General features: G+C 27.6%; 19 protein-coding genes. 18 read left to right on the top strand and 1 reads right to left on the bottom strand.

The window, feature by feature from the left end:
• The first annotated feature begins 56 nt into the window (after positions 1-56).
• From ABGF48_RS04995 to ABGF48_RS05005, 3 genes are read left to right on the top strand one after another with little or no spacing between them, the layout of a single operon-like run.
• Positions 57-554, top strand: a complete 498-nt coding sequence (locus ABGF48_RS04995; protein ID WP_408105239.1) for an FHA domain-containing protein — start codon at positions 57-59, stop codon at positions 552-554.
• 8 nt (positions 555-562) lie between these two features.
• Positions 563-1,837 carry an FtsW/RodA/SpoVE family cell cycle protein gene (locus ABGF48_RS05000; RefSeq protein ID WP_408105240.1) on the top strand — a complete coding sequence of 425 codons (1,275 nt, stop codon included), beginning with the start codon at positions 563-565 and terminating at the stop codon, positions 1,835-1,837.
• On the top strand, positions 1,818-3,212 hold the full coding sequence (locus ABGF48_RS05005) for a penicillin-binding transpeptidase domain-containing protein (RefSeq protein ID WP_408105241.1): 1,395 nt from the start codon (positions 1,818-1,820) through the stop codon (positions 3,210-3,212). The genes ABGF48_RS05000 and ABGF48_RS05005 overlap by 20 nt, the downstream gene beginning before the upstream one ends.
• A gap of 190 nt (positions 3,213-3,402) precedes the next feature.
• Here the strand turns inward: ABGF48_RS05005 and ABGF48_RS05010 are convergent, their stop codons facing one another.
• Positions 3,403-4,203: an NAD(+)/NADH kinase gene (locus ABGF48_RS05010; RefSeq protein ID WP_408105242.1), complete on the bottom strand. Its 801-nt coding sequence runs from the start codon at positions 4,201-4,203 to the stop codon at positions 3,403-3,405.
• Between the two features lie 267 nt (positions 4,204-4,470).
• Here ABGF48_RS05010 and ABGF48_RS05015 point away from each other — a divergent pair, with 267 nt between their 5' ends.
• From ABGF48_RS05015 to infB, 15 genes are all read left to right on the top strand, one after another.
• Entirely contained in the window at positions 4,471-4,959 is a 489-nt protein-coding gene (locus ABGF48_RS05015) for a YtxH domain-containing protein (RefSeq protein WP_408105243.1), read from the top strand.
• Between the two features lie 12 nt (positions 4,960-4,971).
• Positions 4,972-5,436, top strand: a complete 465-nt coding sequence (locus ABGF48_RS05020) for a DUF948 domain-containing protein (RefSeq protein WP_408105244.1) — start codon at positions 4,972-4,974, stop codon at positions 5,434-5,436.
• 52 nt (positions 5,437-5,488) lie between these two features.
• Positions 5,489-6,847, top strand: a complete 1,359-nt coding sequence (locus ABGF48_RS05025) for an MATE family efflux transporter (RefSeq protein WP_408105245.1) — start codon at positions 5,489-5,491, stop codon at positions 6,845-6,847.
• 130 nt (positions 6,848-6,977) lie between these two features.
• Complete coding sequence (gene rpsB, locus ABGF48_RS05030) at positions 6,978-7,751, top strand: 30S ribosomal protein S2 (RefSeq protein WP_408105246.1); 774 nt, start codon at positions 6,978-6,980, stop codon at positions 7,749-7,751.
• A gap of 71 nt (positions 7,752-7,822) precedes the next feature.
• Positions 7,823-8,893, top strand: a complete 1,071-nt coding sequence (tsf, locus tag ABGF48_RS05035) for a translation elongation factor Ts (protein WP_408105247.1) — start codon at positions 7,823-7,825, stop codon at positions 8,891-8,893.
• A 72-nt stretch (positions 8,894-8,965) separates the two neighbouring features.
• On the top strand, positions 8,966-9,685 hold the full coding sequence (gene pyrH / locus ABGF48_RS05040) for a UMP kinase (protein ID WP_408105248.1): 720 nt from the start codon (positions 8,966-8,968) through the stop codon (positions 9,683-9,685).
• Positions 9,675-10,232 (top strand): ribosome recycling factor, encoded by a 558-nt coding sequence (frr, locus tag ABGF48_RS05045; protein WP_408105249.1) that lies wholly within the window; start codon positions 9,675-9,677, stop codon positions 10,230-10,232. The genes pyrH and frr overlap by 11 nt, the downstream gene beginning before the upstream one ends.
• Before the next feature lie 19 nt (positions 10,233-10,251).
• On the top strand, positions 10,252-10,992 hold the full coding sequence (locus tag ABGF48_RS05050) for an isoprenyl transferase (protein ID WP_408105250.1): 741 nt from the start codon (positions 10,252-10,254) through the stop codon (positions 10,990-10,992).
• Positions 10,982-11,764, top strand: coding sequence for a phosphatidate cytidylyltransferase (locus tag ABGF48_RS05055; RefSeq protein WP_408105251.1), 783 nt, complete (start codon positions 10,982-10,984; stop codon positions 11,762-11,764). Before ABGF48_RS05050 ends, ABGF48_RS05055 begins: the two co-directional genes overlap by 11 nt.
• The gene (gene rseP, locus ABGF48_RS05060; RefSeq protein WP_408105252.1) at positions 11,764-12,765 is read left to right on the top strand and encodes an RIP metalloprotease RseP; all 1,002 of its coding nucleotides are present in this window, start codon (positions 11,764-11,766) and stop codon (positions 12,763-12,765) included. The genes ABGF48_RS05055 and rseP overlap by 1 nt, the downstream gene beginning before the upstream one ends.
• A gap of 12 nt (positions 12,766-12,777) precedes the next feature.
• Positions 12,778-16,977: a PolC-type DNA polymerase III gene (locus ABGF48_RS05065; RefSeq protein ID WP_408105253.1), complete on the top strand. Its 4,200-nt coding sequence runs from the start codon at positions 12,778-12,780 to the stop codon at positions 16,975-16,977.
• Positions 16,978-17,078: 101 nt separating this feature from the next.
• Positions 17,079-17,540, top strand: a complete 462-nt coding sequence (rimP, locus tag ABGF48_RS05070) for a ribosome maturation factor RimP (RefSeq protein WP_408105254.1) — start codon at positions 17,079-17,081, stop codon at positions 17,538-17,540.
• Between the two features lie 8 nt (positions 17,541-17,548).
• Positions 17,549-18,715, top strand: a complete 1,167-nt coding sequence (gene nusA / locus ABGF48_RS05075) for a transcription termination factor NusA (protein WP_408105255.1) — start codon at positions 17,549-17,551, stop codon at positions 18,713-18,715.
• Entirely contained in the window at positions 18,708-18,962 is a 255-nt protein-coding gene (gene rnpM, locus ABGF48_RS05080; RefSeq protein ID WP_408105256.1) for an RNase P modulator RnpM, read from the top strand. Before nusA ends, rnpM begins: the two co-directional genes overlap by 8 nt.
• A 13-nt stretch (positions 18,963-18,975) precedes the next feature.
• The gene (gene infB, locus ABGF48_RS05085; RefSeq protein WP_408105257.1) at positions 18,976-21,078 is read left to right on the top strand and encodes a translation initiation factor IF-2; all 2,103 of its coding nucleotides are present in this window, start codon (positions 18,976-18,978) and stop codon (positions 21,076-21,078) included.
• Positions 21,079-21,086 lie beyond the last annotated feature (8 nt).

Below are 21,086 nucleotides of genomic sequence, written 5' to 3' on the forward strand. Positions count from 1 at the left end.
TTATTGTCCCTTTCTTTTTTATTTGATATAATATTTTAGAAATAAAAGGAGTTTATATGGTTAATTTTTTAAATATGCTTAGAAAAATATTTTTTACCAATGTAATTGGTGAAATAAATTTATATGTAATTTTATCTTCACTATTTAAATTTATATTTATATCTATAGTTTTATATTATATTTATATAATCGTGAAGTTAATTATACTTGATATAAAAAATATTGATATTAAAGATAAGATTAAAAAGTATTTTATAGTGGTAGTTGATTCTGATGGCATTTCAAAAAACTATTTACTTGAAAATAATACAAGTATTGGTAGGGCACTAAACAATGATATCGTGCTTAGTGGGGAGGTTATCTCTAAATATCACGCAGAGATAGTCCAGTCATCTGATAACTATTATTTAGTTGATAAAAATTCATCGAATGGTACATATTTAAATGGTGAAATAGTTAATAAAAATTATCAACTTTTAAATAATGATATTATCCAAATTGGCGATTATAAAATAAAATTCGTTGAAGAATTTGTTGATCCAAAATCAAATTAGGAGTTTTTATGGATATTAATAGAAGTATTGCACAATATAAAAGTAAAAAAAAGACTTATAATAATTTTCTGATTTTTGGATTGTTTATCTTCCAGTTTGTAGGTTTATTTTTATCATTATTGAGAAATACAGATAGTAAAAATATTACGATAATTTTGTCTATTGTTTTTATAGTTATGACACTTTTATCAAATGCACTTATTCCTAAAATTACAAAAGGGGATAGTACATTCATATTGCTTGTAAATTTATTATTTACAATAAGTGCTATTATGATGATAAGATTAGATATTCCTACTGCGAACAAGCATATGATGTGGTATGTTTTAGGATTGATTATATTTTTATTTGTGTTTTTTGTAATGAAATACATGGATAAATTCTTAAAAAATAAATTTATTTTATATTTTAGTTTAACTTTTTTAACTTTTTTAATAACATTTGCACTAGGATTTAGAAGTGGTGGGGCAAAAAATTGGATTAGAATCGGAAATTTGTTCACTATTCAATTATCAGAGTTTGCAAAAATAGGTTATATATTTATGTTAGCAAGTTATTATTATAATATAGAGGAATATCAACAAAAAAAATTAGGTAAATATTATACTGCTATCGCAACTTATATATTCTCAGGCATGTTTTTTATACAAGGGGAATTGGGAACTGCAACTTTATTATTTGGTCTATTTCTTTCAACAATGTTTATCCTTGAAAGAAGATATTTTTTCATTATATTAAATATTGTTATAGGACTAATAGGAATATATCTGGCATCGTTAGTTTTATCTCATATAAGAGTTAGAATTGATATATGGTTAGATCCATGGAAAGACTATAATAATAGAGGTTATCAAATTATACAAGGACTTTTTGCGCTTGCAAATGGATCGTTTTTTGGTGCAGGTATTGGATTAGGTAGACCAGATCTAGTACCTGTTATTGAAACAGACTATATTTTAGCTGCTATAATTGAAGAAATGGGTATCTTTATGGGATTTGCTATATTAATGATATATATTATAATTTTCTATAAAACAATAAAAGTAGCGCTAGAATTTAAATCAAATTATTACAGCTCTCTTTCAATGAATATAGGTTTAATTTTTGCATTTCAAACTTTAATTATGTTTGGTGGGATTTTAAAACTTATTCCTCTTACGGGTATAACTACTCCGTTTTTAAGTTATGGAGGCTCATCTACAATTGTAAATTTCACACTTTTAGGTATTTTACAATATTTAACAACAAGGACAGGTGGTAAATATGAAAAACTCGAAGGATAAAAAATTAATATTTTTACTTGTTGTTATTGTTTTATTATTTTTAATACAAGCGACGTATTTGGTATATTTTCAATTATTTAAGTCGGAAGAATTAAATAAAAGTTCACTGAATGCTAGAAACTTTGCAGATGAAACTAAGATTGAAAGAGGTAAAATTTTCGATATAAATGGAAAATTGTTAACGGAAACAATTAAAACTGAAAATGGTCTTCACAGAAAAAACACATATAGTTTTATGTATTCAAATATTATTGGATATAATACAATTCAATACGGAAAATATGGTATAGAAAAAGCATATAACAATGAACTACTTGATATTAGAAATAATGAAGATATATTTACAAGACTTTCAGGAATGCTAAAATCACAACCTAAAGGAAATGATCTTTACTTAACTATAAATGATAAATTACAAGGACATGTATATGATTTGCTAGGAGATAATAAAGGTACAGTTATAGTAACTAAACCAAAAACTGGAGAAATTGTAACATTAGTTTCTAAACCATCATATAATGTAAATCAAATTAAAATAGATTGGGATGAAATAATGAATTCTAAAGATGGTATTTTATTAAATAGAGCAACACAAGGAAAGTATGTTCCTGGTTCTGTATTTAAGCTTCTAACCTCAACAGTATTTTTAAGAAGTGGAATAGATTTAAATTATAACGATACTGGAGAAGCAACTATAAGTGGTTATACAGTTCATAATTTTGAAAACAAAGTTTATGGAGATATGGATTTGGAGAAAGCACTAAATGTATCTTCCAATACATACTTTTTTGAAAAATCTAAACTTGTAAGTAATGATCTTTATATAAAAACCTTAAAAGATTATGGTATTGGCAAGGTGGATAATTTTCCAATTCCAATGAGTAATTCATCATTTCCATTTAAGGAAGGATTATCCGATTTAGAAAAGGCTAATGCATCATTTGGTCAAGGAGATACATTAGTTACTCCTATGGATATGATGCTAATCGCTATGGGGATTGCTAATGATGGTGTAGTAAATCAACCATATATTGTTAATAAGATTGTGAGAGATGGAAAAGATGAGTATACTACTCAAAAAGTATTATCATCTAATATCGAAAAAGATATAGCTCTAAAATTAAGAAAGTACATGCAATCCACTGGTGAATATAATGGATACCAATTAAATAATGGTGAATATTTAACTGGTAAAACAGGTACTGCTGAAATAAATAAAGAAAAAAATAATGCGTGGTATGTAGGAATGACTAATGAAGAAAAACCGGAATACGCAATTGTTGTTATGATTGAAAATACAGAAGGAATGGGTGGAACATTAGCAGCACCTATAGCATTAAAGACTATTGATTTTATAAATGAAAATTTGAAATAAATATAGATATATATGGTTTATATGGCAATTTATGAAGAAACTTGGAACAGAAATGTAAAAATTAAAAAAATGTTCCAAAAACGGTATATAAAGAACAAAAAAATTTGGAACAGAAATTAAAAAATAATATTTCTGTTCCAATTTTTAAATTTTATTCTTTATAATATATTAAAAACTATAATATCTTCAATTATATAAATTTTTCCTTAATATTTTTCCAGAACCAATTTTTATCAAACACAACTTTTTGTATAGTATTTTTTGAAAGTTGTATATCTATATAATTTATAGATTCTATTTCTTGATGTAATCCATCAATACCTAGTGCAAACTGAGTATCTTCTCTTTTTCTTGTTATTAATTTTATCTTTGTATCTTTAGGTACAACTAAACTTTTATCAAGTGAACGATGTAATGCTGAACGTATTGGTGCTAAAGGAGTAATTTGGAATGCATCTATGCTTTGATACATAATTGCTCCGCCTGCTGATAGGTTATAGGCTGTAGATCCTGATGGGGTGGAAAACATTACACCATCTCCTGCAAATGACTCTAACATAACATCATCAACATATAAGTTAAAGTGTAATACTGAAGTATATTTTGCCTTCAATACTAATTCATTTAAGCTCTTAAATTCATATGTATCATCATCTGTTGAAACCTTACAGTCTATTGAACGAAGATTGTGAACAAAGTAGTCATTATTTTTAATCTTTTGAATTGTTTCTGCTACTTCGCTATGATGTACATCATTATAAAAACCTAAGTGTCCAGTATTTATACCTATAAAAGGAATTTCAGAAAAATTAGAATCATGAACAGCTTTTATAAACGTACCATCTCCACCAATTACTATGTTGAAATCAGCGTTTTTATCAAATTCTTCTGTAACGATAAAATCATTTGCTCTTAATTCATCTTCAACAATTTCTCTAATTTCATTTGTAATTTTATATAAATTAGAAAAAATATTAACCTTCTTTTTCATTTATTCCTCCTTAAATATTATATATAAAGATTAACATATTAGACTATACTTTTCAAAACTAATATTTTCTGTTATAATATATATATCCACAGTTGATTTTATAATTAACCTACACTAACTATAAGGGCATCCGGAGTTCATTAATGAATGTAACGCCTTAAATGGACTACAAAAATTGATGACAGGTAGCCCACCTTCACATATTGAAGGTATAATTATTTGTCATCTGTGGATATATTTTATTACTAGGACAAAGGGAGGATATTTATGTCAATAAAAGATTATTTCGTAGCAAAACAAAGAGAGCTAGAAAGACAAAAGAAGAAAGAAACTGCTGGTAAAGTGGGATTAGGTTTAGCAGTAGGAACTTTATTGGGTTCAGCAGCAGGATTATTATTCGCTCCTAAATCAGGTAAAGAAACTAGAGAAGATATAAAAAACGCAGCACAAGATGCGGGACAAACTATCAAGGATAAATCTCAAGAATTAGGAAAAGAAATTTCTAAAACTTATAATAAAGCTGTTGATAAAGTAAGCAAATTTAGTGAAGAAAAATTAACAGATTTAAGAAGCTTTTCAGATGATGTAGAAGAAAAAGTAGAAGATGTTAAAAAAGCTGTAAAAGGTAAAGTTGAAGAAGGTAAAGAAAAAGCTGAAGAAGTGAAAAAAGAAGTTGCAGACAAGGTAGAAGATGCTGCGAAGAAAACTAAAGATACAGCAAAAGAAGTAGAAGAAAAAGCAAAAAAAGAAAAATAATAAGGAGGAAATATGTTAGCAAATAATGCTATCAATATATCTTTCACATTATATGATGTATTGATTTTTGTTCTTATTATTGCTGGAACAGTAGCATTGCTATTTTTAGCAAAAGTATTTATGTCTTTAGCTAATTTACTTGGAACAGTAAATAAAACTTTAGAAGATAATAAAGAAAGTTTAGATAGTACATTAAAGAATTTACCTAATATTACAAGTAATATTAATAGTATTTTAGTTAATACAGATGAAGTTGTAAATGATATAAAACCTAGCATTACATCTACATTAGCAGATGTAAGTAATGTTACAAATAAGGTTTCAAATATAACTACAAATGTATCTGATACAGTTGAAGTTGTTGGAATTGCTGCAGCAGATACTGCAAGCAGATTTACAAATACTTTTACAAGTGCAACTGATTATGTTTCTCTATTTAAGGGTATAATGAAAATGATCAGTAAAAGAAAAAAATAATTTTTCAAGATGGATTTTACGATTCATCTTTTTTATGTTAAAAAGGGGAATTATGAGTGAAGAAAATAAAGTAATTACAAATTATATGGGGACAGAAAATGAACTTAAAATATTGATAAAAATGAGTTTGCCAGCGATTTTTTCTATGTTAGTTCAATCTATTTATAATGTTGTTGATTCATTTTTTGTAGCTCAAATAAGTGAAAAAGCTTTAAGAGCTGTTGCTATGGCTTTTCCTATACAATTGATTATGATTGCAATATCTGTAGGGACATGTGTTGGGGTAAATTCATATATGTCGAGAAAATTAGGAGAAGAACATCACAGAGAAGTAGGAAATGGTGCTGTAAATGGAGCTTTTGTATTATTTTTATCATGGTTATTATTTATAGGATTTAGATTTATATTTTTAGATTCATTTTATGGTATATTTACTACTGATCCAGAAGTTGCATCCATGGGGAGAGATTATTTAGGAATTGTTTCAGGTTTTTCAATTTTTGTATTTTATCAAGTACTTGGTGAAAAAATAATGCAATCAACAGGTAGTATGGTTATACCTATGATAAGTCATATGATGTCATCAATTATAAACATGATTTTTGATCCAATTTTAATTCATGGATACTTTGGATTACCTGCAATGGGAACAAAAGGTGCTGCAATTTCAACAGTATTTTCACAATTTGTAGGATTTGTGTTTATGGCACAATATATTTATAGAAATAGAGAAAAACTAGGTATTGATTTTTCACATATTCATATTAATAAGTATACTATTTCTGCAATTTATCATGTAGGAGTGCCTGCAATTTTAATGACATCAATCGCAGCGGTACTACAAATGGGTATGAACTGGATTTTGTCCTCAGTTAATGAAATTTCAGTGACTGTTATGGTTGTATTTTTACAATTGCAATCATTTGTATTTATGCCTATATTTGGTTTGAATCAAGGGTTTTTACCACTTATTGGATTTAATTATGGAGCAAAATTAAAGTCAAGAATATTGAATTTACACAAATATGCTAAATACTATTCTTTAATATTAGGAATAGTAGGATTTATTGTTTTCCAATTATTTACAAAAAATCTTTTAATGCTATTCGGTGATAACAGTGAATATTTACAATTAGGAACAATAGCAATAAGAATCTTGTCGTTTACTGTATTATTTGCACCATTATCAATAGTTAATTCAAACTTCTTTCAAGGTTTAGGTAATGGTAAATATAGTTTTTATTTATCACTTATGAGACAATTGATAATAGCGTTACCTTTAGCATATATATTTTCTAAAATAAGTTTAACCCTTGTTTGGACATCTTTACCAATAGCAGAATTTATATCTTTGATAGTAAGTTTTTATTTTGTTAAATTAATTGTAAAAGAAAAAATTGAAAGAATATAAAACTTGCTAAAATACGCTTTATATGATATACTTTTTAAGTCAAATAAACACATTATTTGTTTATGCCCGTGTGCCGTAAGGTTTGGCATTGAAGAATAATGGAGGCAAATAAAAACACAAGGAGAAAAAAATGTCAGTTATACCTATGAAAGCTTTATTAGAAGCTGGTGTTCATTTTGGTCATCAAACAAGAAGATGGAACCCAAAAATGAGCAAATTTATATTTACAGAAAGAAATGGAATTTATATCATTGACTTACACAAAACATTAAAAAAAGTTGATGAGGCTTATGATGTAATAAGAGAAGTTGCTAGCGAAGGTGGAAACATCTTATTTGTTGGTACAAAAAAACAAGCTCAAGATGCTATAGAATTTGAAGCAAAAAGAGCAGGCCAATATTACGTATCACAAAGATGGTTAGGTGGTATGTTAACAAACTATAATACAATTAGAAAATCAATTAAAAGATTAGAAGAAATTGAAAGAATGTCAGAAGATGGAACTTTTGATTTATTACCAAAAAAAGAAGTATTAAACTTACAAAGAGAATTAGAAAAATTAAATAAATATCTAGGTGGTATTAAAGATATGCCTGGTATTCCAGATTTAATGTTTGTAGTTGATCCTAAAAATGAAAATATTGCTGTAAAAGAAGCAAGAAAATTAGGTATTCCAATCGTTGGTATCATTGATACAAACTGTGATCCAGATGATGTAGATTACCCAATTCCAGGTAATGACGATGCAATTAGATCAGTTAAATTAATTACTGCAGCTATGGCAGATGCTATTATCGAAGGTAGACAAGGTGAATCAGATGATGCTTCAGAAGAAAGTTTTGTTTCTGAAGAAGTAGAAGTTGTTGAAGAAACAGAAGAAGTAGAAGAAGATTCAGCAGAATAATTATAATAATAAAATATGCAAAATTAATAGGAAGTAGTACCGCTACTTCCTATAAATATATAGGAGGAAATATGGAAATTACTGCAAAAATGGTTAAAGAACTAAGAGAACTAACTGGTGCAGGTATGATGGACTGTAAACAAGCTTTACAAGAAACAAATGGAGACATGGATAAAGCTGTTGATTTATTAAGAGAAAAAGGTGCTGCTAAAGCTGTAAAAAAAGCTGGTAAAGTTGCAGCTGAAGGTGTTATTAAATTATTAGTATCAGATGATAATAAAAAAGGTACTTTAATAGAAATTAACACTCAAACAGACTTTGTTGCTAAAAATGAAAATTTTTTAGTTTTAGCTGATAAGATTGTAAAGCACGTATTTGATAACAATATTAAAACAGTTGAAGAATTAAATGAAACAACATTTGAAGGTCAAAATTTCAAAGAATATATGAATGCACAAATTGCAAATATTGGTGAAAATATCGTTGTTAGAAGACTTTCTACTTTAGTAGCAGAAGAAAATGAAGAAATTGTTGGTTATGTTCACTTTAATAATACAAATGGTGTAGTATTAAAGGCTAAAGCTGATAGCGAAAAAACTTTGGAAGGTGCAAAACAATTATTACAAAATGTTACAATGCATATTTCTGCTATGAGTCCAGAATACATTTCATATAAAGAATTATCACCAGAATTTGTTGAAAAAGAATTAGCAGCATTAAAAGGTGCTTTAGAAGTTCAAAATGAAGAAAATGAAAGATTAGGAAAACCATTAAGACACATTCCTAAATACGGTTCAAGAGCTCAAATCACAGATGAAGTTTTAGCTCAAGAAACAGAATTAATTAAACAAGAATTATTAGCAGAAGGAAAACCAGAACAAATTTTAGATAGAATTGTTCCTGGTAAAATTTCAAAATTCTTTGAAGATAATACACAAATTGATGCTCAATATGCTTTATATAGCCAAGCATACGTATTAGATGCAGATAAAACTGTAGAAGAAGCAATTAATGATAAAGCAAAAGAATTAAATGGTTCTTTAGAAGTTGTTGAATATGCAAGATTTAAAGTAGGTGAAGGTATCGAAAAGAAAGAAGAAAACTTTGCTGAAGAAGTTGCAAGTCAAATGAGAGGCGAATAATATATTCACGATTACTAAGAAGAGAACATTTTATGTTCTCTTTTACTGTATATAAATTTATGGAGATACAATATGTATATTAATAAAAGAGTTCTTATCAAATTAAGTGGCGAAGCACTAGCAGGTGGCAAAGGCTTTGGAATGGATGATAATGCAATTAACAATATAGCTAAAACTATAAAAGAAGTACATGATTTAAATGTTGAAATTGGTATTGTAGTAGGTGGTGGAAATTTCTGGAGAGGAAGAAATCAAGACGATATGGATAGAACTGTATCTGATAACATCGGTATGTTAGGAACAGTTATGAATGCGTTGAGAGTACAAGCTGCCTTAGAAAAGATTAATTTAGAAACAAGGGTTCAAACTGCTATCCAAATGAATGAAGTTGCAGAGCCATTTATAGTAAGAAGGGCCATCAGACATCTAGAAAAAGGAAGAGTAGTTATATTTGCTGCAGGTACAGGTCATCCATATTTTTCAACTGATACTACATCAGCATTAAGAGCTTTGGAAATTGGGGCTGATGCAATATTAATTGGTAAGACAGGTACAGATGCAATATATGATAAAGATCCAAATAAATTTGATGATGCAGTAAAATATGATGAATTATCATATAAAGAAATATTAACTAAGAATTTAGGAGTTATGGATGCCTCTGCAACATCACTTTGTAGAGATAACAACATGCCTTTAGTTGTTTTTGGTATTGATAATCCTGAAAATTTAGTAAAAGTCGTAAAAGGCGAAAGAATTGGTACTATTGTTGGAGGAGACAATGATAAATAATTTAATTAAAGATGGAAGAAAACATTTAGAACAACATTTAAAAGGATATAAAGATAATTTAAATTCTGTTAGAGCTGGTAGAGCTAACCCGTCATTAGTAGAAAATATTCATTTTGATTACTATGGAACAGAAACACCTATTAAAAATGCTGCTACTATTACAGTTCCTGAAGCAAGATTATTAGTTATACAGCCATGGGATGCATCTCAATTAAAAAATATTGAAAGAGCAATTTTAGCATCCGAATTAGGTATTACACCTTCAAATGATGGTAAAGTTATAAGATTGCCTTTCCCAGAATTAAATGAATCAACTCGTAAAGATCTTGTTAAAGAAGTTAAGGCTAAAGGTGAACAATCTAAAATTGGAATTAGAAACTATAGACGTGAAATGATTGATGATATCAAAAAAGCTGAAAAAGATAAAGAAATTTCTGAAGATGATAAAAAAGTTTTAGAAAAAGACGTTCAAGATTTAGTTGATGAGTTTGTAAAGAAAATAGATGAAGTTACTAAAGAAAAAGAAAAAGAATTATTAACAATATAATTTAATAGGTAGGAAGCGTATGGATGATAGAAATTTAATTGAATTAATAAAAAATAGTTCATTAAATCACATTGCAATAATAATGGATGGTAATGGAAGATGGGCTCAAGAAAGAGGCTTTGAAAGAAGTAAGGGACATAGTGCAGGAATGCAAAAAGTTATTGAAATTATTGAAGTTGCAAAAAAATTAGAAATTAAATATTTAAGTCTATACGCTTTTTCTACTGAAAATTGGAAGAGACCTCAAATAGAGGTGTCAACTTTATTTTCGATATTAAATACATTTATAAAAAATGAACTAAATAGGTTAATTCAAAATAATGTAAGATTAACTATAATGGGAGATATAAGTAAACTTCCGTATTCAAGTAGAAAAGCAGTTGAATATGCTATAAATAAGACAAAAGATAATAATGGTTTAACTGTAAATATTGGACTAAATTATGGTTCAAGAGATGAAATTGCTTACGGAATTAGAAATATAGTTTCTGAAATAGAATCTGGAAATTTAAATCAAAATGATATTAATGAAACTACTTTATCTAAATATTTATATACTTCAGAAATACCTGATCCAGACTTATTGATTAGAACAGGTGGAGAAAAACGCTTATCTAATTTTATGTTATATCAAATAGCATATTCAGAATTTGATTTTCCAAAAATATATTGGCCAGATTATGGCGAAGAAGAATTCAAAAGTTCTATTCTTAATTTTATCAATAGAAATAGAAGGTTTGGTGGATTAAATGAAAAATAATTTATTAAAACGTATTATTACAGGTATCATTTTAATATTTGTTATATTAGGAATGATTTATCTAAATAATCCAATTCTTACATTTGGAATACTTATTTTATCAAATATAGCTATTTATGAATTATCAAAAGCATTAAAAAAGTTAGAATATGGTATTCAAGAAAAGGTATTATACATATTTAACAGTTTACTTGTTTCATCAACTTTATTATATGATGTTAAAATTACCTTAAGCTTATATATTTTTATAAATATAATTATATTATCACTTATTATATTTAAGAGTGAATGTAGAGTAAATGATATATTGGGAAATATCTTTATAATTTTATATATAACAGTTCCTTATATACTAATATTAAATTTAAGAGATACTAAATGGATTTTTTATGCCTATGCATTGCCATCATTTACAGATACACTCGCATATGCTATAGGTATATTATTTGGTAAACATAAGTTAATTGAAAGACTATCTCCTAAAAAAACTATAGAGGGTGCTTTAGGTGGAATTTTAGGAGGAATAATATTTACTTATATTTTTATAAATATATTTAATTTAAACCAAGATTTATTTTTATATGGATTTGCTGTAATATTTTCAATTATTTCACAAATTGGAGATTTATTTGCATCATTCATAAAAAGAAAAGCAGATATTAAAGACTACGGAAGTATACTTATTGGACATGGTGGAATAATGGATAGATTTGATTCATTACTTTTTGTTGCACCTTTAGTATACATAATGATTATTAATTTGAGGTTATAATGAGTACAGCAATAAATATTATCATTGGATTATTAATGTTTTTATTTTTAATCACAATACATGAACTTGGACATTTTACAGGCGCAAAATTATCAGGCATAAAAGTTAATGAATTTTCAATTGGTATGGGACCATCAATATATAGTAAAAAAGGTGTAGAAACGCTTTATTCATTAAGAGCTTTACCAATTGGTGGATATGTTATGATGGAAGGTGAAGAAAGTGATTCAGATGATGAAAGAAGTTATAATAATTCTAAACCATGGAAAAAATTCATTACAATTTTAGCAGGACCAGGAATCAACCTTCTGTTTGCAGTAATTGTATTTTTTGGTATTAATGCAGTAAATGGGACTCCAACAACAACTATTAGTACAGTTGCAAATAATTCTCCAGCACAAATAGCAGAAATTAAACAGGGTGATAAGATCTTAAAAGTTAATGATAAAAATATACATATTTTTCTTGAATTGATTTCAGAATTAAGATCTTCAAAAGAAAATTTTAATATCTTATTAGAAAGAGATGGAAAAGAAATTTCTGTCAACTTAAAACCTAGTGTGCAAAATGGACAAAAAGTAATAGGAATTTCACCATTATTAGAAAGTAGCATTTTAAGTAATTTAAAATATTCATTCTATATGACATTTTATATGATGGGAGAAATTTGGAATGGATTGAGAGGGTTAGTATCTGGTGCTTTAGGTTTAAATCAATTATCCGGACCAGTTGGTGTTATAAAACAAGTTGGAACAGTTGTAAATCATGGTTTTAAAGCATTTTTAATGTTTTCTGCAATGATTTCAATTAATTTAGGTTTCTTTAATTTATTGCCAATACCAGCACTTGATGGTTCAAAATTACTATTTATTATTTGTGAAATGGTACTTGGTAAACCGATAAACAGAAAATTTGAAGAAAGAATTACTATCGTAGGATTTATATTTTTACTTGGACTAATTTTATTAGTTACAATTAAAGATGTAATCTCACTATTCTAGAAGGGTGTAATAATGCAATTTATCGAATTTTTAGATGAATATAATAAAAACAATAAAACGAGACTTTTTTTAGATGAAGTTTCGTTTTTTAAAATTGAAAATGAACTTAATATAAAATTACTTTCTAAAGATGATGTTGATTTGGATGATATTAAGACATATTTTAATAATGTATTAGATAATTATGGTGTAAATATTGAAATTACAATATTTACATTAAAGGAGATATTTGACTATTTTTCACAAGTTTTTCCATCATTAAAGTATGAATATAATGATCCGAAATTCAAGATTTATTTATTACACATGAATCAAAAACAGTTTTATGAAGGCAAAGATATATTTATTAGATTTAAAGAAAAAGTATCTAAATTAGATATTGAAGTAGAATTTCTAGAAAATAGTATTGATAATAAAGAGGCAATAGAAAAAATTGCAAAAAAGAAAGAACAGGAAATACTATCACAAATAAAAAAAGCTAAAGAAAAAGAGGATAAGAAGCAAGAGAAGGAAGCAGTTAAAAAAGCTTCAGAAAAAGGGGATATGTTTTCTTATGGTTTTACAAAAAGTGTACCTGCAAATTTTACTGAATTAGAAGATTTAGTTAATGACACAAATAAAGTTAAAGTAAAAGGTAAAGTTTATGATCTCGAAAGTAGAGCGGTTAAATCCGGATGTTTTGTTAAATTTTCTTTAGATAATGGATATTATGCTATTTCGTGTAAGATTTTTGTTAGAAGTGATAAAATTGATGACTTTTTAGAAAATTTTAAAAATGGTTTAGATGTTATTATATCTGGAATATATGCGTATGATGAATGGGAAAAATCATCGATACTAAATGTTACAAGTATTGAGCAAACAATATTACCTGTTAGACAAGATTTATCTCAAGAAAAGAGAATTGAATTTAACATTCATACTAAATATACTAATTCCGAATCAGTTGTTGAGATTTCATCTCTATTTAAGACTCTAAAAACTTGGGGACATCAAAATGTAGGTGTTTCCGATTTATTTAATGTGCAAGCTTATCCAGAAATTTATAAGGTGGCTAAATCAAGTGGAATAAAACTTAACTTAGGATTACAGACTAATTTTATTGATTCAGAAATGACAATATTGAGAAATTATTATAATTTACCTATTGATAATAAAGACTATGTTGTATTTGATTTGGAAACAACAGGTTTATCTAATTTTACAGATAAAATAATTGAATTTGGTGCCGTGAAAATCAGAAATGGTGAAATTATAGAAGTTTTTGAGGAATTTGTAAATCCTAAAGAGCCATTAAGTGATTTTACTACTGAGCTTACAGGTATTACAAATGATATGGTTGTAAATGCTGATACAATTGATATAGTACTTCCAAAATTTTTAGAATTTACAAAAGACACAATTTTAGTAGCACATAACGCTGAATTTGACGTTGAGTTTATATTAGCTAAAACAAGTGAAATGAATCTTGAATTTAAGCCAATTTATGCAGATACTATGTATATATCTAGAGCCTTAAACCCTGATTTTAAAAATCATAAACTTGATACTTTAACTAAACATTATCAAGTTAATTTATTAAATCACCATAGAGCTAGTGATGATGCTAGAGCTACTGCAGAAGTTTTTATAAAAATGTTAAAAAAACTTGATGAATTAGGTGTAAAATTTGATAATAATATAAATAAAATGGATGTTGAATATAATGTAGCACAACATAAGGAATATCAAGGTCTATTGTACGTTCAAAATAAAGTTGGATTAAAAAATTTATATATTATAGTTTCAAAATCAAATCTAGAATATTATCATAGGGATCCAAGTATACCACTAAATGTACTTGAAGAACTTAGAGAAGGTATATTGATAGGAACTGGAAATTACAAGAGCAGATTATTTAATTTGATTTCATTAAATTATGATGAAGATATTTTAATAAATGAAGCTAAGTTCTTTAATTTTATATCATTAATTCCCTTAGATTTTAGTTATTATTTAATTAAAAGAGGATATATAAGAAGTGAAGAACATTTAAAACAAATTAATACTAAATTAATTGATATTGCAGAAAAATTAAATATTCCTGCTGTTGCCATGGGAGATGTTTATTATATAGATAAAAAAGATTATCCATTTAGAAATGTATTAAAAAATTATCCGAGAAAGAGAAGTCAAGACAATTCGGGAGCGTTTTATTTAAAAAATACACAGGAAATGTTAAATGAATTTTCGTATTTAGGTGATGAAAAAGCTTATGATGTTGTAGTTAAAAATTCTTACAAATTAAATGATATGATTGAAAACATTTCACCTATTGCAGATGGTACATTTCCACCAAATATTGAAAAAGCAGTTGAAAGACTACAAACTGAGTCGTTTGAAAAAGCTAGAAGTATTTATGGAGATGATTTGCCAGAATTAGTTGAAAGCAGATTAAATAGGGAATTAAATTCAATTATTGGAAATGGTTATGCATCTTTATATGTAATCGCTCAAGAATTGGTTAGGGAATCTAATAGGCAGGGATATTTAGTAGGTTCAAGAGGGAGTGTTGGCTCTAGTTTTGCAGCTACAATGGCTGATATAACCGAAGTAAATCCGCTTCCTGCCCATTATATATGTGAAAATTGTAAGCATGTTGAATTTAATGAAGACGATAAATATTCATGTGGTGTAGATTTACCGGATAAAATTTGTCCAAAATGTGGAAGTGAAATGAGAAAAGAAGGATTTGATATACCTTTTGAAGTTTTTTTAGGATTTGAAGGGGATAAAGAACCAGATATCGACTTAAATTTTGCTTCTGTATATCAATCAAAAATTCATAAATATACTGAAAAGTTTTTTGGACCAGGAAAAGTATTTAGAGCTGGTACACTAGGTACAATTGCTGAAAAAACTGCATACGGTATGGCTAGAAAATATAAAGAATTTTATCCGGATGATGAAAAAATTCAATTAGATAACGCAAATATTAACAGAGTAAAAAGATATATTACTGGAGTGAAACGTACAACAGGCCAGCACGCTGGTGGACTTATAATTGTTCCGGATAATAAAGATATAGAAGATTTTACACCTGTACAATATCCAGCCGATAAGAAGGAAACTGGGATAATTACGACTCATTTTGATTATCATGCTATCGATAAAAATCTATTGAAACTAGATTTATTGGGACATAACGCACCCACAATAATAAGATTACTATCTGATAAAAGTGGAGTAAATGCTGTTGAAGTACCTTTGGATGATAAAGATACTATGAGTATATTTAGTTCAACGGAAAAACTAAATATAAAACACGAATATACAAATATAAAAGATGGATCACTTGGAATTCCTGAATTCGGTACTAATTTTGTTAGAGGAATGCTTGCAGATACAAGACCTACAACATTTGAAGAATTAATCCGTATCTCTGGACTTTCACATGGAACAGATGTATGGCTTGGAAATGCACAAGAACTTATTAGACAGGGAATATGTAATTTAAGAAGTGCTATTTGTACTCGTGATGACATCATGAATTATTTGATTGAAAAGGGATTAGATAAGAAGCTATCATTTGATATAATGGAAAAAGTTAGAAAAGGCAAAGGTGTATCTGATGAACAGATAGTTGACATGAAAAAATGTAATGTACCTGATTGGTATATTGAATCATGCCAAAAAATTCAATATATGTTTCCAAAGGCACATGCTGTTGCATATGTTATGATGAGCTTTAGAATTGCATATTTTAAAGTGCATCATCCAGCATATTTTTATGCTGTATACTTTACAAATGCAATTTCAGATTTCAAATATACTCATATATCTAGAGGATTGGATTACATGACTTCGTTCATTACATCCTTAAAATCGGAAGGTGATTTAGATATAAATAATGAATTTTATTGTTATGAACTTGCTGAAGAAATGTATGCCAGAGATATTAAAATGGAAAAAGTTGATTTATACAAATCACATCCTGTAGAATTCGAAGTAATAGATGATAATACAATTTTACCACCTCTTATGGCTATGGAAAATATCTCTGAATCTATGGCTCTTAGAATTGCTGAAGCAAGAGATAATGGTGAATTTATATCTAAAGAAGATTTTATTAAAAGAACAAAAATTAATAAAACGGCTATTGAAACATTAGAAAATGCAGATATATTTTATGGAATGCAAGATACTAATCAGATTGATTTTTTTAGTTTCTAAATTTGACTTAATTATGTGTAAATGCTATAATATATGCAGATAGAACGTTACTAAAGAGTGGACATACAAGGTCCACTCTTTATTCATTAAAAGGAGCGAGAATGTCAAAAAATTTAATTGAAAAATTAAAACTTGAATTTGAACCAAGCATTATTGATATGGGATATGAACTAGTTGACATTGAATTTATTAAAGAAAATTATGAGAATTATTTAAGCTTTTATATCTATAGTGAAAATGGAATAGATATAGATGATTGTGAAAAAGTATCTCGTTATTTGGATGTTAAATTAGATGAAATAGATCCTATTGATGTACATTATTATCTTGAGGTGTCATCTCCTGATTTAAATAGACCATTAAAAACAGATGATGATTTAAGAAGAAATGTTGGAGAAATAATTGAAGTTCACTTATATAAAAAAGTAAATGGTTTGAAAGATTATATTGGAGAATTAAAAGAATATAATTCTGATGAAATTAAATTATTAAGTGAAAATATTGGAGAAGTAGTATTAAATAGAAAGGATATAAGCCTAATTAAAATTTGGCTAGAGTTTTAGAGGATATCATGAATAAAGAATTTATAAAAGCTTTAGATGAAATTGAAAAAGAAAAGGGTATAAAAAAAGAAGAAATAATTACTGCAGTTGAAAAAGCTTTAGAAAAAAGTTTTGAAGAAAATTTTGATAGCACAAATGTAGAAATTAGTATAAATGAAGAAACTGGCGATACTAAAGTACTTGCTGTTAAAGAAGTTGTAGAAGAAGTAACAGACCCTAACAATCAAATTACTTTAGATGAAGCATTAGAACATAATAAAAGAGCAAAAGTTGGTAAAGAAATTAAAATAAAAGTTACTCCTAAAAATTTTGCAAGAGTAGCAGCACAAAAAGCAAGAAATATTGTAATTCAATATATTAGAGATGCTGAAAGAAAAGTTATCTATGAAAGTTATATTGATAAAGAGAAAGATATAATCAATGGTATGATACAAAGAGTTGATTATAAAAATATATATGTAGACTTAGGAAAATCAGAAGGATATATACCAGAAAAGGAACAAGTTGAAGGTGAAACATTTAAACCAGGAGACAGAGTTAAGCTATATGTAAAAGAAGTAAAGGAAACAAGTAAAGGAGCTCAAATTATTCTATCAAGAAAAGCACCTGAGTTTGTTGCGAAACTATTTGAAATAGAAGTACCTGAAATTAGTCAAGGAACAGTTGAAATTATGTCAATCTCAAGAGAAGCAGGATATAGAACTAAAATAGCAGTCTATGCGGAAGATAGCTCTATTGATCCTGTTGGTGCATGTGTAGGTATGAAAGGGGCTAGAGTTAATTCTATAGTTGAAGAAATAAATGGTGAAAAAATAGATATTGTAGTATGGAGTAAAGATATGAAAGTATATATTTCAAATGCATTATCTCCTGCTGAAGTTGTAGATGTTTATATTGATTCTGATAAAAAAGAAGCAGTTGCATTTGTTCCAGATAGCCAATTGTCATTAGCTATTGGTAAAGAGGGACAAAACGTTAGATTAGCAGCTAAATTAACAAATTGGAAAATAGATATTAAGCCTGAAAGTAAAAAAGATGAAGTACTTAAGGAACTTGAAGAATTAAAATTATCAGAAAAAGAAAATTCAGACAATGAAATATCTGACTTAAATGAAAATATTTTAGAAAATGAAGATATTCAAGAAGAAATTGTTTTGGATGAAATAAATGAATAAACAAAATTTAAGATTAAGAAAATGTATAGTTTGCAAAGAGCAAAAAACTAAAGATGAATTAATCAGAATTGTAAAAGATAAAGAAGGGAATATTAGTATAGATCATAGCGGAAAACTTAATGGTAGAGGGGCGTATATTTGTAAAAATAAAAATTGTATAGATAGTGCTATTTCAAAAAAAATATTGAATCGCCACCTTAAAACTAATGTAAATGCTGAAATTTACAAGGAGTTAGAATCTATGTAGAAAGGTGTAATTTATGTCAAAAATAAGAGTATATGAATTAGCAAAAGACTTAAAATTATCAAGTAAAGAGTTAATAAAAATATTAGACGAAGAATTTGGACTTGAAGTATCAAGTCATATGTCTGTATTAGAAGGTGAAAATCTTGAGCTAATTCAAGAATATTTTGTAGAAATTGAAGAGGAAAAAAATAATAAAAATAAAAAGAAAAAAGAAATAGTTGAAAAAGAAGAAATTAAAGATTACGAAGAATATAATGATGAATATGAAGAAGTAGATAGAAAAAAGAAAAAGAAACAAAAAAAAGAAAAGAAACCTCAAATTGAAGTAAAAGAAGAAACTAAAGCTGAACAACCTGATTCAAAAATTGTTTACATTGAAGAGGGGATTACAATTAAAGAATTTGCTGAAAAATTAAATAAACCAGTAACATCAATTATTACTGAACTTATGAAAATGGGGATAATGTCAAATATGAACCAAGAAATTGAAATTGAAAAAGCAATGGAAATTGGTATGATATTTAATATTGAAGTTGAAGAAAAAGCTTTTTCAGATGAAGATGATGCTAATGATATTTCAAGCATTGACTTTGAAGATAAAGAGGAAGATTTAGAATTAAGAGCACCAGTAGTTACAGTTATGGGACACGTTGACCACGGTAAGACATCTTTATTGGATAAAATGAGACATTCTAGAGTTACAAGTACTGAAGCTGGTGGTATTACACAACATATAGGTGCATCTTCAATTTATGTTGATGGTAAGAAAATTGTATTTTTAGATACTCCAGGACACGAAGCATTTACACAAATGAGATTAAGAGGTGCAAATGCTACAGATATAGCTATTTTAGTTGTTGCTGCTGATGATGGAGTTATGCCTCAAACAATTGAAGCTATAAACCATGCTAAAGCTGCAGGAGTTCCTATAATCGTTGCTATAAATAAAATGGATAAATATGAAGCTAATCCGGATAAAGTAAAATCAGAATTAGCAGAACAAGGTTTAACACCTGAAGATTGGGGTGGAAAAACAATTATGATTCCTGTATCAGCACATACAGGTGAAGGTATAGATGAGCTATTAGAAATGATTTTAATGGTTGCTGAACTTGAAGAATTAAAAGCTAATCCAAATAGACCTGCAGTGGGTATTGTTATTGAGGCTCAATTAGACAAAGGTAGAGGACCTGTTGCAACTGTACTTATAAATAAAGGTACATTAAATAAAGGTGACTTTGTTGTTTCAGGACATTCAAGTGGTAAAGTTAGAGCAATGTTTGATAATAATCAAAAAGAAGTTAAAAAAGCTAAACCTTCAACAGCTGTATTAATTTTAGGTTTATCAGATGTACCAGAAGCTGGAGACAAGATTTATGCAATAGCTGATGAAAAACTAGGTAAGAAATTTGCTGATAGGGCTGCACAAAAAGAAAAAGATGAATTTATTAAGAGAACATCAAAAGTTAACTTAGATCAATTATTTAATAAAATTTCTGATGGAGAAATGAAGGATCTTAACATAATTGTTAAAACAGATGTAAAAGGTACTATTGAAGCTGTAAGTACTTCTTTAATGAAACTTTCAAATGAAGAAGTTAAAGTAAATGTAATTCACGGGGCAGTAGGTGGTATAAATGAATCTGATGTTATGCTAGCTTCAGCATCTGATGCAATTATTATTGGTTTTAATGTTAGACCAAATCAAGGTGCTAAATCTCAAGCTGAAACTCAAGATATTGAAATTAGAACATATAGAGTTATATATGAAGCAATTGAAGATATTAAAAAAGCTATAACAGGTATGCTTGCTCCTAAATTTGTAGAACAAGTTATCGGTACTGCAGAGGTAAGAGAAGTATTTAAGGTTCCTGGAGTAGGTAATATCGCTGGTATCTATGTAACAAATGGACAAATGCAAAGAAATGCTAAAATTAGATTGTTAAGAAATGATGTTGTTATTCACGAAGGTGAAATATCTTCATTGAAACGTTTTAAAGATGATGTAAAAGAACTAAACCAAGGTTATGAAGGTGGTTTAGGAATTCAAAATTATAATGATGTAAAATCAGGAGATACTTTAGAAGCGTTTATTGATAAAGAAGTTAAAAGATAGGAGTAATA

Origin of the sequence: Helcococcus bovis, assembly GCF_046035835.1 — a bacterium.
GTDB classification, from domain to species: domain Bacteria; phylum Bacillota; class Clostridia; order Tissierellales; family Peptoniphilaceae; genus Helcococcus; species Helcococcus bovis.

Bases quoted from the DNA above. Each gene is read 5' to 3' on its own strand.
- ABGF48_RS05050 (WP_408105250.1), top strand. From the start codon at position 10,252: ATGGATGATAGAAATTTAATTGAATTAATAAAAAATAGTTCATTAAAT.
- ABGF48_RS05020 (WP_408105244.1), top strand. From the start codon at position 4,972: ATGTTAGCAAATAATGCTATCAATATATCTTTCACATTATATGATGTA.
- ABGF48_RS05055 (WP_408105251.1), top strand. From the start codon at position 10,982: ATGAAAAATAATTTATTAAAACGTATTATTACAGGTATCATTTTAATA.
- rnpM (WP_408105256.1), top strand. From the start codon at position 18,708: ATGAATAAACAAAATTTAAGATTAAGAAAATGTATAGTTTGCAAAGAG.
- frr (WP_408105249.1), top strand. From the start codon at position 9,675: ATGATAAATAATTTAATTAAAGATGGAAGAAAACATTTAGAACAACAT.
- ABGF48_RS05065 (WP_408105253.1), top strand. From the start codon at position 12,778: ATGCAATTTATCGAATTTTTAGATGAATATAATAAAAACAATAAAACG.
- nusA (WP_408105255.1), top strand. From the start codon at position 17,549: ATGAATAAAGAATTTATAAAAGCTTTAGATGAAATTGAAAAAGAAAAG.
- rseP (WP_408105252.1), top strand. From the start codon at position 11,764: ATGAGTACAGCAATAAATATTATCATTGGATTATTAATGTTTTTATTT.
- ABGF48_RS05010 (WP_408105242.1), bottom strand. From the start codon at position 4,203: ATGAAAAAGAAGGTTAATATTTTTTCTAATTTATATAAAATTACAAAT.
- ABGF48_RS05005 (WP_408105241.1), top strand. From the start codon at position 1,818: ATGAAAAACTCGAAGGATAAAAAATTAATATTTTTACTTGTTGTTATT.
- infB (WP_408105257.1), top strand. From the start codon at position 18,976: ATGTCAAAAATAAGAGTATATGAATTAGCAAAAGACTTAAAATTATCA.
- rpsB (WP_408105246.1), top strand. From the start codon at position 6,978: ATGTCAGTTATACCTATGAAAGCTTTATTAGAAGCTGGTGTTCATTTT.
- rimP (WP_408105254.1), top strand. From the start codon at position 17,079: ATGTCAAAAAATTTAATTGAAAAATTAAAACTTGAATTTGAACCAAGC.
- tsf (WP_408105247.1), top strand. From the start codon at position 7,823: ATGGAAATTACTGCAAAAATGGTTAAAGAACTAAGAGAACTAACTGGT.
- ABGF48_RS05015 (WP_408105243.1), top strand. From the start codon at position 4,471: ATGTCAATAAAAGATTATTTCGTAGCAAAACAAAGAGAGCTAGAAAGA.
- ABGF48_RS05025 (WP_408105245.1), top strand. From the start codon at position 5,489: ATGAGTGAAGAAAATAAAGTAATTACAAATTATATGGGGACAGAAAAT.
- ABGF48_RS05000 (WP_408105240.1), top strand. From the start codon at position 563: ATGGATATTAATAGAAGTATTGCACAATATAAAAGTAAAAAAAAGACT.
- pyrH (WP_408105248.1), top strand. From the start codon at position 8,966: ATGTATATTAATAAAAGAGTTCTTATCAAATTAAGTGGCGAAGCACTA.
- ABGF48_RS04995 (WP_408105239.1), top strand. From the start codon at position 57: ATGGTTAATTTTTTAAATATGCTTAGAAAAATATTTTTTACCAATGTA.